The 14,446-nt window shown below is 52.2% G+C and carries 12 protein-coding genes; 5 read left to right on the top strand and 7 right to left on the bottom strand.

From position 1 onward, the window contains the following. The first annotated feature begins 61 nt into the window (after positions 1-61). The 3 genes from EI42_RS20805 to EI42_RS20815 all read left to right on the top strand — a co-directional run bounded on the left by EI42_RS20805 (position 62) and on the right by EI42_RS20815 (position 1,858). A complete protein-coding gene (locus EI42_RS20805; protein ID WP_111324566.1) occupies positions 62-553 on the top strand; it encodes a YfcE family phosphodiesterase in 492 nt (163 codons plus the stop codon). A 191-nt stretch (positions 554-744) separates the two neighbouring features. After that, positions 745-963, top strand: coding sequence for a hypothetical protein (locus EI42_RS20810; RefSeq protein ID WP_111324567.1), 219 nt, complete (start codon positions 745-747; stop codon positions 961-963). A 340-nt stretch (positions 964-1,303) separates the two neighbouring features. After that, the gene (locus EI42_RS20815; protein WP_111324568.1) at positions 1,304-1,858 is read left to right on the top strand and encodes an SRPBCC family protein; all 555 of its coding nucleotides are present in this window, start codon (positions 1,304-1,306) and stop codon (positions 1,856-1,858) included. Between the two features lie 80 nt (positions 1,859-1,938). Here EI42_RS20815 and ilvD read toward each other — a convergent pair whose 3' ends face one another. Together ilvD and EI42_RS20825 are read right to left on the bottom strand one after the other, a co-directional pair. Beyond that, positions 1,939-3,633 carry a dihydroxy-acid dehydratase gene (ilvD, locus tag EI42_RS20820; protein ID WP_111324569.1) on the bottom strand — a complete coding sequence of 565 codons (1,695 nt, stop codon included), beginning with the start codon at positions 3,631-3,633 and terminating at the stop codon, positions 1,939-1,941. A gap of 279 nt (positions 3,634-3,912) precedes the next feature. Next, complete coding sequence (locus EI42_RS20825) at positions 3,913-5,295, bottom strand: tetratricopeptide repeat protein (RefSeq protein WP_211326284.1); 1,383 nt, start codon at positions 5,293-5,295, stop codon at positions 3,913-3,915. A gap of 548 nt (positions 5,296-5,843) precedes the next feature. Between EI42_RS20825 and EI42_RS20835 the strand changes: the two genes are divergently transcribed. Beyond that, a complete protein-coding gene (locus EI42_RS20835; RefSeq protein ID WP_111324572.1) occupies positions 5,844-6,797 on the top strand; it encodes an N-acetylglucosamine kinase in 954 nt (317 codons plus the stop codon). A 659-nt stretch (positions 6,798-7,456) separates the two neighbouring features. Here the strand turns inward: EI42_RS20835 and EI42_RS20840 are convergent. Next, complete coding sequence (locus EI42_RS20840) at positions 7,457-8,224, bottom strand: 3-hydroxyacyl-CoA dehydrogenase (protein ID WP_111324573.1); 768 nt, start codon at positions 8,222-8,224, stop codon at positions 7,457-7,459. A gap of 198 nt (positions 8,225-8,422) precedes the next feature. On the opposite strand from EI42_RS20840, the gene EI42_RS20845 reads away from it, so the two are divergent. After that, entirely contained in the window at positions 8,423-10,282 is a 1,860-nt protein-coding gene (locus tag EI42_RS20845; RefSeq protein WP_137686190.1) for a MutS family DNA mismatch repair protein, read from the top strand. Here the strand turns inward: EI42_RS20845 and EI42_RS20850 are convergent. The 4 genes from EI42_RS20850 to EI42_RS20865 all read right to left on the bottom strand — a co-directional run bounded on the left by EI42_RS20850 (position 10,279) and on the right by EI42_RS20865 (position 14,415). Next, the gene (locus tag EI42_RS20850; protein ID WP_111324575.1) at positions 10,279-11,172 is read right to left on the bottom strand and encodes a SirB1 family protein; all 894 of its coding nucleotides are present in this window, start codon (positions 11,170-11,172) and stop codon (positions 10,279-10,281) included. The two genes, EI42_RS20845 and EI42_RS20850, sit on opposite strands and share 4 nt — an antisense overlap. Before the next feature lie 231 nt (positions 11,173-11,403). Further along, positions 11,404-12,225, bottom strand: a complete 822-nt coding sequence (locus EI42_RS20855) for a phosphosulfolactate synthase (protein ID WP_111324576.1) — start codon at positions 12,223-12,225, stop codon at positions 11,404-11,406. Further along, positions 12,218-13,600 (bottom strand): MmgE/PrpD family protein, encoded by a 1,383-nt coding sequence (locus EI42_RS20860; RefSeq protein ID WP_111324577.1) that lies wholly within the window; start codon positions 13,598-13,600, stop codon positions 12,218-12,220. The genes EI42_RS20855 and EI42_RS20860 overlap by 8 nt, the downstream gene beginning before the upstream one ends. Positions 13,601-13,644: 44 nt before the next feature. Then, entirely contained in the window at positions 13,645-14,415 is a 771-nt protein-coding gene (locus EI42_RS20865) for an IclR family transcriptional regulator (protein WP_111324578.1), read from the bottom strand. Positions 14,416-14,446 lie beyond the last annotated feature (31 nt).

The raw sequence follows: 14,446 nt of genomic DNA on the forward strand, positions 1-14,446 counted from the left end.
CTTATTTCGAGTAGGACGAGTGCATCATTCACCGCATAGAGGGCGGTAAAGGGGGGAAAAGATGCTACTGGGTGTTTTTTCAGACGTGCATGACAATCTCGATAAGTTGCGGAAGCTGCTGGATCTGTATCAGCAGCGCGGTATTTCAACGCTGATTTTCTGTGGTGATTTCTGTTCTCCTGTGCCGGCGCGTATCATGGGCGCTTCGGGTTTGGAGATTCATTGTGTGTTCGGGAATGGCGATGGAGATCGCTTTACCATGCTGCAACTTGCGCACGAAGGCTTTTCCAATCTTCAGTTACACGGTGAGTATGCCGAACTGGAATTTGCGGGAGCGAAAATCGCGGTCACGCATTATCCGTTCTATGGAAAGGCGCTGGCCCGTACCGGCGATTATCAGGCCGTCTTTTGTGGACATACGCATCAGCTCCATGAGGAGCGTATTGGTGAGTGTCTCTGGTTGAATCCGGGGGATGTGCTCGGGCTTCAGGGCAGGTCGACCTGTGCCATTTACGATACGGAGACCAATCAAGCAGAGATCCTTGAGTTGTAAGGGGTTGGGCCCGATTGTATTGACCTGTCCAATAAGATAGCGGCCAGTGCGGGTTTGGAGAAGCGGATAGCCGAAAATTCTTTAAGGAATTTCTAAACCCTTTTTCATATTCCCTTTACATTGGCTGGCTATAATGAGTAGTGGAAAGTACGTGAACATATTTGTTACACCCAAAGGAGGAAGGAAACGGTATGAGTATCCAGGTATTACCGCAGGAAGACTTCTTTATTTTTGTCCCCGACCATAAGACGGTAGCACGACCTGCTCTCATGCCAGGCGTGGAGGGGAGTGTCCAGGGCAAAGATGACGAAAATGTATTGCCCGCATCTGATTGCGTGAATTGGATAGAGATTCCACTGGATAAATCCCTGATTGTCTATGCGCATATGTGGGAGAAAGAAGAAGCTTAAACGGGATATTCGTATATGCCAACACAGTTAAGCAGATGATGAGCTTATTAGTTGTCGGGAAACAAAGCAGTTTCAAGACTTCGGATAGGCCCTTTTTTTATGGCCGCGCTCTGAATTTCTTCCCCTTTGTGCCACCTGTGACCTTCCTCGCTCGTAGGTTCGTAATAGGAAAGACGGTAGATGTACGCCATTTTCCTGCCAGCGCTCTCCATGAAAGTGCTATGATATACAGCATGAGGAGAGCACCGGGCAGTCGTGGAAGATGGCTGAGACTGCCCGGAACGATATTGAAAATGTTGCATATTCTCAATTGTAGATAGAATGTAAAGGATGATGTGTGATGAGCCAGATCATTGTTTCCAGCGAACGTGTCTATAATGCCCGTCCCGAGGACATCTACGAAGTATTGACTGATTACAAAACAAAACGACCGCTGATTTTGCCTCCCAACTATGAAGATTATAAGGTAGTAGAAGGCGGCAAGGGTGAAGGAACAGTGGTCGATTATCGGTTCCATGCGGCTCAGCGGGAGCGATCCTATCACATCAGCGTCAATGAGGTGGTCAAAGGGAAAGTGTTGCAGGAAAAGGACGCGAACTCTTCGTTTGTCACCACATGGACGCTGACACCGGAAGGTGAGGGTGCTCAGACCCGGGTGAGTGTTGCCAGTGAGTGGCAGGGAGGCGAAGGCGTTGGTGGTTTCTTTGAACGCACATTCGCACCGCTTGGGCTGCGTCGTGTCTATGGCCAGATGCTCGATATGCTCGGGTATGTCGTGCAGAAGGATGGAACAACCTGTGCAGTGCCGCCACGCAAGAATATGTACACCGGTGTGGCGATCGCGGCTGTGGCTGCTATCGCTGTCATTGCGCTGCTGCGGAAGCGAAGCAAGTAATCCTGACAAAAGCGAGAAGGAGCTATACCGTTTTCGGTATAGCTCCTTCTTTTTTTGAGGTCTGAGTGGAAAAAGGCGCGTTATTGTGTGATCGCGCCATCGGAAGCGGATGTCACCAGCTTGGCATATTTGGCAATAACAGTCCCTGCTTTGTATTTCGGCTCAGGAGCCTTCCACCGGCTCAGGCGCTCCGCAATCTCTTCATCGGTCAAATCGATAGAGAGGAGATTTTTATCCGCATCGATCGTGATCATGTCGCCATCCTGAACGATAGCAATCGGGCCGCCGACCTGCGCTTCGGGGGCCACGTGACCGACCACCATACCATGTGTGCCGCCAGAGAAGCGGCCATCTGTGATCAGGCCGACTGTCTCACCGTAGCCCTGACCGACCAGCGCTGCGGTCACTGCCAGCATTTCACGCATACCCGGTCCACCCTTCGGGCCCTCATAGCGAATGACCACAACATCGCCATGTGTGATCTTATGGTTCATAATTGCGTCGAAGGTCTCCTGTTCTGAGTTAAAGACCTTTGCCGGGCCGCGATGGCTGGTGACCTTCAGGCCTGCAATCTTACAGACTGCACCCTCAGGAGCCAGATTTCCTTTGAGGATGACCAGGGGACCGCTGGGATGTAGCGGCTTGTCAAGCGGCATAATAATATTCTGATCCTCGGCCATATCGGGGGCGTTTTCCAGATTCTCAGCCAGCGTCTTGCCGGTCACGGTCATTGTGTCACCGTGCAGGAAGCCTGCTTTGAGCAGGAATTTCATAACGGCCTGTGTGCCACCGATGCGGTCGAGATCAGCCATTACATAGCGGCCACCGGGTTTGAGGTCTGCCAGATGCGGCACCTTCTGACCGATACGGGTGAAATCATCAATGGTCAGGGGAATATCCATCTGACGGGCAATCGCGATCAGGTGCAGAACCGCGTTTGTGGAGCCACCAAGTGCCATAACGAGGGTAATGGCGTTCTCAAAGGACTCCTTTGTCATGATCTTGCGCGGGGTAAGCTGCTTCTCTATCAGCCGAATAACAGCCTGTCCGGCTTCATAGCAGTCATTGGATTTGCGTGCCGTTACAGCGGGCATTGAGGAACTGCCAGGGAGGCTCATACCGAGCGCTTCAATAGCCGAGGCCATCGTGTTTGCAGTATACATGCCGCCGCAGGAGCCTGCTCCAGGGATAGCGCTGCACTCGATTTCATGCAACTGCTCGCGTGAGATCTTGCCAGCGCTGTACTGACCAACAGCCTCAAATACGCTGACAATATCGACATCGTGTCCACGGCAGGTACCCGGAAGAATGGTTCCGCCATATACGAAAATACTGGGAATATCGAGGCGCGCAAGGGCCATAAGACAACCGGGCATGTTTTTATCACAGCCGCCAATCGCCACAACGCCATCAAAGCGTTGCGCATTGCTGGCTAGCTCGATTGAGTCGGCAATTACCTCGCGGCTTGGGAGTGAGAAGTGCATACCCTCGGTTCCCATTGAAATACCATCGCTGACAGTGACGGTGCCAAAGATCTGGGGAGCACCTCCGCCAACGCGGACGCCTTCTTTGACTTTTTCTGCAAGGCGATTGATATGGGAGTTACAGGGTGTGATCTCGGCCCACGTGCTGGCGATGCCGATGAGTGGTTTCTGGAAATCTTCATCGGTCATGCCGACGGCGCGAAGCATGGCTCGGTTAGCGGCACGGGCAGCGCCTTCTGTGATTTCCCTGCTGCGGCTGTTGAGCGGGGTAGAGTGCTCGTGTTCTGACATGATGGCACGCTTCCTTTCACTAAGCGTTGTTGGGTGTGTGCCGGGTTTTTCGCCCGCCGACACTGGCAGAAGACGGCCACCGAATGCGGTGTGGTCGTGAAAGCAAACAGGCACACGTGACTAACTGGGTTAAGCCTGAAAAAATCGGAATGAAAAAGTGCTATGGCGTGATATGAGCAGGATTTTTCTCTTGCTGTCTGGCTCAATATCACGCCTTCTGGGATTTCTCATCATTATACAGCAATCTTCTTATTTTGCAAACGAAGACTGCCTGCATCATCAGCCACAATCTTTGCTGATTTCCGAAGAGGAAAGAGCCTGCGCCTCACCCTGCTGCTTGATTAGATTCTGCTTCATGCGTGAGGTCTCAGCAAGCTTGAGTAGTGTTTGTCGATAATCAGCCGGAAAAGTATTGCTTGTAAAGACAGAGAGTGCCCTGCGATAGTGCAGCGCCGCCTGTTCCAGATTGGAAATGCGGTCTCCTCGTGGGCGGAGAAAATGAATATCCGCTATATGGCGAAGCACTGCTGCATGCTCGACCAGATAAGTATCTGGTGTATACACACTGAGTGCCTCTTCATAGCAGACGAGCGCATATTGCAAATTCTTGTCACGCTTCTCATGGTTTCGCTCCGGGTATTCCTCTTTCAGGGCGGCAAGGCGCGAGTGGAGCAGGCCCCACTCATAGGGATGCTCCGTTTTGGTGAAGATCCGTAACGCGGCATAATAGTAGTTTCGCGCGGCAGAATGGTTTTCCTTGCGTTTACCAATTGTCCGAACGCGATAGGCGTCACCCAGATGCAGAAAGATCATCGCTTGCAACGTGCGTGGCGTCTGTTCAGTGATATGCTCAAGCGCTTTCTTCTGGTACATGATGCCTGTCTCAATATTATCGTTCCGATCTCCAACCTGTGTCAGAATATAGGCGGAGCCCAGATAGGTATAGGTTTGTAGCCACTGTTCAGGGAAGAGATCAAATGTATAGATTTTCAATGCCTCCTGAAAGCTCTCTATCGCACGTTGGCCGATAGTGCAGGGGCCACCGTTGGCATATTGTAGATATGCCTGTCCCAGATAAATTTGCGTCTTTGCATATTGTAATGGGTAACGGGCCATTGTATAGATGTTGCTTGCCTGCTGATGATGCAGGATTGCCTCTTCCAGCGCCTTGATCTGCGCCAGTTGCGTCACCATTTGTGGGCCCTGTACAAGCAGTTGTCCCAGTTGATTATGGAGTTCTGCAATGATAGCCGGATCTGTATGACATTCGCGCTGTGCCTGCGCGAGGGCTTCGCGCAAGATCGAGATGATACGTCTGCGCGTTCGTTCCGGGCGATGGAGCTGTTGTAGACCTTCCCATTGGATCTGAAACGATTCAAGCCAGGGAGGAAGATCAAGCGCGAAGCCCCCATAGAGATTCACATAAGCTTCGCGGATTGCCTGAATAGTCCCCCCTCGTTTGCGGGTTTCTTGAAGGAGCATCCGGTGTTTGTCCATCTTCTCTTTCATCTCAGGCGTTTCTTCTGCATGCGCGGAAATCAGGCGTTCCAACTCCTTTTCAGTATCATCCTCTATCAGATTGCGGTTCTTTTCAAGGTACTGGCGGCTGCAACGCTCTCCGTGCAGCCCACTACTCATCCACATCACAAGCTGCTGAAACAAATCAAAGCGTAGGAGAAAGTTTGAATCGGTTTGCATTCTAAACCTCGAATTGAAATCGCACGACTACTACCGCAAATCCCTCACTGGTTAGCCGGAGAAAAGATCGAGTGGAAGACGAACTATATTCCTCAGATGGTTCCTCCAGATGCATCATACGCGAGGTCCGGTTGGAAGGGAATATCAATCTTTTAACATAGATTTATCATTTCTATCAACTTGATAATGCTTTTTCTCTTCATATTCTATCTTCTCCTCTTCCTTGAGAAGGCGTGTCAGGCTGTATGAGCAGACATGGCAGAAATAAGGATAACGGAGAAAGTAGAGAATACAGCCACATCCGATATGTGAGAATACGCCTATGTATGCGATCGCAGGTCCTGATAGTGATGCAGAATATGCCGTTTGGTGCTATTGTTGATACTGAGGATGATATGTTGCTGTCATTTGGCTCCACCTTGTGAGCAAAGACGCTTAGCAACTATCGCTCATAGACACATAGTGCCTTTGCTTGAAGAAGGCAACATTGGAGGAAGGGGAAAGAAGGTACGGTGAGAATTCCTATTCTGGCTGTTGATGGTGGCGCGACAAAGTGCCTGGTTGTATGTGCGGAACAAGATGGTTCATGGAGAGGCGAGGGACATGCAGGGCCGGGCAATTATCAGAGTGTGGGCGCAGAGGAGGCTGAACAGAATGTGACGCTTGCCATTCATGAGGCGCTCAAGGGTGCTGGTATTCAGGAGCCCGAGGTTGATATTGCTCTGTTTGGGATGGCCGGGCTTGATACCACACATGATCGCCTCATTATAGAGGATCTGATCAAAAATGCGTTGCGTAGGAATGGGGTACAGGCTCAGGAAATCTTCCTTGAAAATGACGGCTTTGCTGCTCTCCTGGGCGCGACTGCGGGGCATGCTGGTGTACTGGCAATTGCTGGAACGGGCTCGATTGTCTTTGGCTTGAACACCGAGGGAAAAAGCGCCCGGGCTGGTGGTTGGGGGCATCGCGTTGGAGACGAGGGAGGCGGGTACTGGATCGGAAAAGAAGCGATCCGGTCGGTGCTGCGTGCGTTTGATGGTCGCGGGCCCACGACCCACTTGAGCGCCCTTGTGCTGGAGACTCTGCATTTCCGCCACCCGACGGATCTGATCGATTGGGTCTATAGCGATTCCTATACGATTGCGAAAATAGCCGGTTTGTCCCGGGTGGTAGGAGAGGCGGCCCGAACCGGCGACGAGGTCGCGAAGACTATTCTCAGGCGGGCCGCCGACGAGCTCTTTATGGCGGTTCGTGCGGTGGTCGATACGCTTCAGATGCGCCGAGAAAGATTTCCTGTTGTGCTTCAAGGTGGAATTTTACAGAATGAGGCGCTGGTGCGCTCCACCCTGACTGCTCAGATTATGGCCTATGCGCCTTCGGCATTTATTGATGCAGCAAAGCTTCAGCCTGTTGAGGGCATTATAGCGAAAGGGAAAGCGTTGCTTCAGGAGAAGGGAAGCAGATAGTATGCCAGAAGAGAGGCTGTGTAACCGTCCCTGCTTCCCTTCCCGCCTCAAAATGCGCCCGGCATTTTCGCCGAAAGGCTGCTGACAGGGGTGGAGGTCCCGCCTCCCGGGAAAGCAACGTTGCCATCACTGAATATCTCGGCTTCGGGAAAACATTTGCCGAACTGGATCAGGGCTGTAACGACCACAATGTATGACTGCTGGCCTGTTGTACAAAAGGGCCAAGCTTCGGATTGAGGGCCAGAGGAGCGAGACAGTCTCGGAGATCAAGATAGAAGGTTTTGTATTCCTCGTTGCCTGCACCATTCAATTGAACATAGTCGGGCTCAACGATGTGTGTGTCTTTGTTCAGGGATGTCAGTCCCCTGGTGTTGGGTTTCCTCTACGATAAGGGCTATGTCTCTGCTCCACAGAGGAAATTGGCTTTCTGCATCATACAAAGGGGCTTGTCAGAAATAATAGTGGAGATAACCCATGCTACGCCTCTTTTATATCTGCATATGTGTAAAAGCGATACTCTTCCCTGGAGAGCATAAGCATCTAAGCCCTATTCCCTTTTGCTTTGAGAAAAAAGAGGTCATGCAGTGAATGTGAGGAGATGGGGGTATGAGGATTGGAAGGCTACTTCTTGCGGTAGCCTTCCACAGATATGTTGAAGCTTATTTCGGGGCCATCCGAATCGCACCATCAAGGCGGATAACCTCGCCATTCAACATAACATTTTCGATGATGTGGCGAGCGAGGGCAGCATACTCTGAAGGGCGGCCGAGTCGAGATGGGAAGGGGACCTGTTGCCCGAGCGAAATACGTGCAGCTTCGGGAAGACCGGCCATCAATGGGGTATCAAAGATGCCAGGTGCGATTGTCATTACCCGAATTCCCAGGCTTGCCAGCTCGCGAGCGATAGGCAGCGTCATGCCAACAATGCCGCCTTTCGAGGCCGAGTACGCTGCCTGCCCGATCTGTCCATCAAAGGCCGCGACGGAAGCGGTATTGATGATGACTCCGCGCTCTCCCTCTTCGTTGGGCTGGTTTTCGGCCATTGCGGCGGCGGCCAGACGAATGGCATTGAAAGTGCCTATCAGATTGATGTTGATGGTTTTGATGAAACTGTCCAGACTATGGATGCCGCGCTTGCCAAGCACTTTCTCGGCGGTTCCAATACCGGCACAGTTAATCAAAACGTGAATCGCGCCGAATGTATGTATTGAGGTGGTGATTGCGGACTGAATATCGTTTTCTGAGGTGACATCTGTTTTGATAAAGAGGGCAGATGCTCCTAGCTCTCGGGCAAGGGCTGTTCCGGCCTCTTCGTTGAGGTCAAGAATCGCGGCTTTTGCTCCAGCCTCTGTGAGCAAACGCACGCAGGCGGCACCCAGTCCAGAAGCGCCACCAGTAACCAGGATACTCTTCTCTTTGAGTTGCATGGTCCTGCTACCTTTCTTCGTTGAATGTCCTATTATAATATTTGAGCCCGGTATCTGAGCCGCTTTTCTTTTATCATATCTTTTCTTTTGTGCTCTTCACAAGAGGTGGCACGGGGATAGAAACTTGTGTATACTGCTGATGATAGTATGGATTTTTTTAGTGGATAAAGAATACCAGTATTAGAGGAAATTTCAGGTGTGAACATAAAGCAAGAACGAATCCGTTTACTTGAACGTCAGATAGATAGACTGAAAAGAAGAATAGAGCGATTAGAGCAAAAGAGTAACCGCTTGTCCTGGATGCGTGTGCTCATTTTTTTTGGTGGAGGTCTGCTTAGTGTCGCGATAGGGCTGCTTACCTGGTACTGGGGCATTGCACTTGGCGTCGTCACCCTGGTGGCGTTTTTTGCGGCTGCGCATCTGCATGCGAAGGTAGATAGCAGCCTCTCGCGTCATGAAGGGCTGTTGCGTATTAAAACGGTCCATGTTGCGAGAATGCGTCTGGATTGGGAACAGATTCCTGAGCCTACCTATAGTCCGCCGTCACAGGCTGAACACCCATTTGCTCTGGATCTGGATATTGTCGGGAAGCATTCGCTCTATCGGCTGCTCAATCAGGCCTTCTCTCGTGATGGAAGCGAGCGGCTGTTAAGCTGGCTGCTAACGACTTCGCCTCGGTTGGATGAGGTACAAAGGCGGCAGGCACTGGTGCGAGAATTGCGTCCTTTATCCCGTTTCCGTGATCGGTTACTGTTGAACTCGCTGATCTCGACCCGGAAAGCAAAAGAGCAGGTTGAAGGGAAACGTCTACTTGCATGGCTGAAGAAGAATCGCGCTCCCGCGGCCTTGCGCCCGGTCTTCTGGATCTTGCTCGCAATCCAGATTCTGACGCCTGTGCTGTTTGTGGTCGGTCTGTTTACTGAGATGATGCAACTGTGGCCTCTTTCTCTGCTGGCTGCGTTGATCCTGTTTTTCCTGACAGCCAATCTCCGCGGTGACATTTTTGACGATGCCAGTTACATGAGTACCTCGTTCGGGGTTCTGCGTGCTGTCTTTGAATACCTGGAGAAGTATCGCTATGATAACACTCCCCAATTAAAGCAACTCTGTGAGCCCTTTTTCAAGCAGCAAAATGCACGCCCATCTGTTTTGCTGAAAGGGATCGGGCTGCTGGCTGACATGGCGACCTTGAAGAGTAATGGGTTGCTCTGGCTCCTCGTTAATGCTTTTGTGCCCTGGGATATGTTCATCGCGTATCGCCTTGGTGGTTATAAAGAGCAGCTTGCACAGCACTTGCCTCAATGGCTGGATAGCTGGTTTGAGTTGGAAGCGGTTAACTCGCTGGCAACCTTTGCATACCTCAATCCAGAATATACACTGCCCGAAGTCGTGGAGACCACGAGCCCACTGCTTGAGGCAGAGCACATCGGACACCCGCTCTTACTGGATGGGAAGAAGGTGACGAACAGCTTCACGTTCTCGCATATGGGGGAGGTGGATATCCTGACCGGCTCTAATATGGCGGGAAAGAGCACGTTTTTGCGCACGCTTGGTGTCAATCTCTGTCTGGCCTATGCGGGAGCTCCAGTCAATGCGACACGCATGCGAACCGGCCTGTATCGACTCTTTACCTGTATTCGTGTCAGTGATTCGGTGACGGACGGCTACTCGTACTTTTATGCAGAGGTGCGTCGCCTGCGCCAGTTGCTTGATGCGCTGGATCAGAAGGGGTATCCGCTGATTTTCTTCATAGATGAGATCTTTAAAGGAACCAATAACCGTGAACGCCTGAGAGGGAGCCGGGCCTTTGTACGGGCCGTTGCTGGGCGCTTGTGTGCCGGAATGATCTCAACGCATGATCTGGAACTGGTCAAACTGGCGGAACAGCTTCCAGATGTCAGGAATTACCATTTCCGCGAAGAGGTGGTGAATGGGCAAATGGTCTTTGATTATAAACTGCGGCAGGGCCCCTGTCCGACCACGAATGCGCTAAAGATTATGCAGATGGAAGGCCTCCCGGTTGATGATGAACTTCAGGCCGCCGAAGGAGCCGACTAGTTCAGCATGGCGATGGTCTGGCGAATGAGCTGGAGGTACTTCTGTATCTCTTCGCGATCTGTTGCCTCCGGGTCCAGTTTCAGATAGTCCTGAAGGTCATGTAAGGCGCGACCATAGCGTTTCAGTTGGAGATGAAGCATTCCCCGGTCGCGCCGCTCCGAGGCATCATCGGGGCGTAGAATAATCAGCAGGTTGCTCATCATCAAAGTGCGCTCAAAGTCGTCGCTATCCAGATAAATGCGCTTGAGATTATTGAGCATGCGGAAGAGTAGCATTTTGCGGGAGACTGGTTTGAACCAGCTTGATTGGGGACGCACACGTGTGCGTGCAAAACGCTGTATCAGGGCAATACAATCTTGCTCGGTCAGCAGGTTTCCACTATGGAAGGGATCAATGTAGATGAACCCCTCAGGAAGACGACAGCGTACGACAAAGTGATAGGGCAGGCCAATACCATCAAGGGATAAGCCCGCGCGTCTGGCTATCTCGATATAGAGTAGTGAAAGCGTGATGGGAATGCCGGTTCGTTCTTCCAGCACTTTATTGAGATAGCTGTTCTCCGGGTTAAAGTAATCCTCTGTATTGCCGTGAAAGCCCTCCTCTTCAAAGAAGACTTTGTTCAACGCTATGATCAGTTCGCCGGGGTCCATATCCAGCGGGAGCGTCGGCTGCTCTTCTATGGGGGGAAGCGCAACAAGCTCCCTGACTCGATGGGCCAGCCTATCGAGCTGTTGGAGATACTGTGTTCTATCGAGCTCTGGAAACTCAAGTGTTGCGACGACAAGGGCGGCGAGTGCCAGATCAATGCTGGCATCTGCTTTGCGTACCATTGCCTCGAATTCTCGATAGATGCGTTCTTTTGGGCTCTCTTCTGCAAATCCTTTTGTCATACTCAGAGCATTTAACCATACCACACCATTCCTTAGCAAGCTAAGAGGTACGGCCGTACTAACCTGTATGACGATCTAAGGGAAAGCTTTTTTCTTCGGGAGGATAGAGCGGGACGAGAAAGTACCTGTCTGCTTGTTTCATGCGCTCCAACGGGATACAATAAAGAACGCGGACGAGAACGGCCATTCCCGTCCGCGGAAATGTCGTCAGCCCGGACGACAGCATCTTTTTTACCCCTTGTAGGTAAGGACGCGGCCCCAGAGGCTCTTTGTGCCCCAGATACCGGAACGCAGGCATTCAAGCTGAACAATTTGTGAATGATCTACGAATAGATTCACTTCAGGCCCGTAGTTCTTGATATACCAGGCGAAAACCTCGGGGTCCGCAGCCTCAAACATGACCTTCTCCAGGCCGAGTGCATCGATGATTTTAGCGACGGCATCTGTGCGCCACGTTTTGACGTTTTCGGTAATGCCTTCTGACTCAATCATAATCATATAGGCCCCGGCATCAAGAAAGCGTTTCGCCAGTCCAATGGCCCATTCGACATCCCGTGTACCCTCAGAAGCCAGTTCTTCCGCGGAGGTCGCGCCGCCCGCGCCAAACTGAATCCCGACCTCTGGTTTGGCTTTCAGTCCCGCTTTCTGCACAGTCTCGACTAAACGCAACCAATCCTCACCAGGGAAACTTATGAAACCTCCGGAAATTTCAAGGATATCAAAGCCGCTATTACGGCATTCCTCGATGTAGCGCTTGACGGCTTCTGGTCCCTGGGTCAGCACATGCTCGATAAAGCCGCCTGTTGATACCATGACGTTGTGCTTATGGGCAACGTCAATAATGCTACGAAGCGCCTCGGGAGGCATCAGCGTAAAGGAGCCACCGGCGAACTTCAGTGAGTCAACGTAATCGCCCATTGTTTCAAGAACGTCTTCCAGGTAGCGTGGGCCCATTGGTGTATAATACGGGCCACGAATTTCGGTGATGCCCCGGGTGCGCGGCTTGCTTTCTCGTTCATTGATACGCAAAAATTCAAAACCACGGTTACTCATAAAGAGATCCTTCCTTTCTAACCTGTGCGAGGATATCAGTAAGCTGGCGAACGCTGATTATATCAAGGTTTTGAACAGCATCAGCGATCTCCTCTCGAAGCTGTTCTGAAGCGTGATCCGCGGCCAGCCAGAAAAATTTCTCTTTTGCCTGTTGCCAGGTCATCGGGCGGGTATAGAAGCCCTGATAATCTGTTTTCTCGATGCTGAAGATCTCGCCGTCGTTGCGATAGACATGAATGCGACAGGGCATTTCATGCGGGAAACGAGCGCTCAGCGTCGCATCCGGGCGGATGAAGACGCGGCGTAACAGGGCCTGGACATCAGGGCGGTTAATGCGCTCTGGCGTGTACTGTTCCGGGGTGACTTTACCGTCCAGCAACGCTACCGCGAGCATATAAGGCAGGCTATGATCTGCCTCCTCTTTGGTCTGAACGAGGCGCTTGTCTCCCTCCTCTCCACCGCCGATGATGTTGTACGAGACATCGAAAATAGCGACTTCGATGCGCTCTATCTGGTCTGCCTGAAGGTTTGCAGAAGCTTTGAGTTCCAGGAGTCCTTCAAGGGCTGATTGAGAATGGATTTCGGCGTTGAAGCGCTTGAGAATGGTGCGACGGACAAGCTCAAGGTCTTCCTGGTGCCAGTTGATGGTAAAGGGGCCGCTGATCGTATCAATAAAGCCTTTGTTCCCCTCAAACACCTCAAGTGGACCAGTGATCCCTCGCATTGCCAGAAATGCCGCATGGGTGGCGGTAAAGCTGGTATGGGGAGAGGCGAGGCCTTTCCAGTTCGAGAGCTTGCCTGTTCTGGTAACACGAAGTGCGTTATTCGCGGTCCCGCTGATTGCGAGGGCGTGGGCCGTTTGCTCAGGGGAGAGGCCAAGTGCTCGCGCCGCGCCTGCTGTAGCGGCGTAGGCCCCCTGTGTGGTATGATCGAACCCTTTTGCGCGAACAGGCGCTTCTTCAGAGAGGCGGCCCTGTACTTGATAGGCTACAGCGAGCGCGGTAAGCAGGTCTTTCCCGGAGGCGTTGGCGTACTCGCTGGCAGCCAGCACGGCTCCCAGGTTATCGCTTGGGTGGCAGGTTTCGCCCGGGGCAAGAAAGCTGTCGTTGTAGTCCAGATAGCGTACCAGGGCTGCGTTATAGAAGGCTGCTCGATCTGGAGATGATTTCTCTCCTCCTATCAACGTGACGAACGGTCGTCCGCCAAAATCGGCAAGGTGCTCGCGTATCTTCTGGATAGGCTCCCCATCGAGGGCCCCTAGTGCGCAACCAAAGCTATCAAGCACACGAATTTTCAGTTCTTGCCGCGCCTGTAGCGATAGATCATCGTACGAGGCGCGGGCGACAAAGTGAGCGAGCTGCTCAACCTGTGTCATAAAAGTTCCTCCTTCACAAGTCACGTTAGAGTGGAAAGAAGCGGTTACTGTGCAGAGCCGAGATCATGAGAAGTACGGCGTGCCGCTTCCTGAACCAGCGGAACAAAGCGCTTGCGCTTCTCTGCTGTCAGGCGTGCTGACGGCGCAACCAGTGTCATTGCTCCGGCTATGTGTCCCCCGGCGTTCCAGATGGGGGCAGCAAGCGCGGAAACTCCGCTAAAGCGTTCGCCATCGCTGAAGGACCAGCCGTAATCCCGAACCCGGCTCAGCTCTTCCTCATAACGCTGTTCGTCGAAAGGTGCTCCTTCTGGAAAACGCGCCCTACTTCCTGCAATTAACGATGTGCGCTCGTTCTCGGGAAGCCAGGCCAGAAGCACCTTACCTGCCGCGCCTTGATGGAGCGGCAGCGGCGTCCCAACATCGGTAAAGGGACGTAGGTTATGTGGACTGCTGACGACTTCGAGGACCAGACGACTCGACTCATGGCGAATATGAAGCTCGGCGTTCTCTTCTGTCTGTGCGGTCAGCCATTCGAGATGTGGCCGGGCCTTTTGCCGCACGTCGACGCCCTCTATAGCCATCATGCCCAGACGAGCCAGCGTAATGCCCAGACGAAACCGGATACCATCTTTCATCAGCATGCCATGCTCGCTAAGGGCCTGTGCCAGCCGGTAGATTGTTGGCAAGGGCATCCCGGTTCGGGCTGCAAGTTCCTGCGGTAAGAGTGCTTCATTGCCACTGGTGAAGCTCAATAAAATAGCCATTGCTTTGTCAAGGACGCCGACCTTTGTTTCTTTGACGTGCTGCCCATCCATGTCTGTTACTCGGAATTCCAAATAATGGAGT

It is taken from the genome of Thermosporothrix hazakensis, assembly GCF_003253565.1.
In the GTDB taxonomy this organism is placed as follows: Bacteria; Chloroflexota; Ktedonobacteria; order Ktedonobacterales; family Ktedonobacteraceae; genus Thermosporothrix; species Thermosporothrix hazakensis.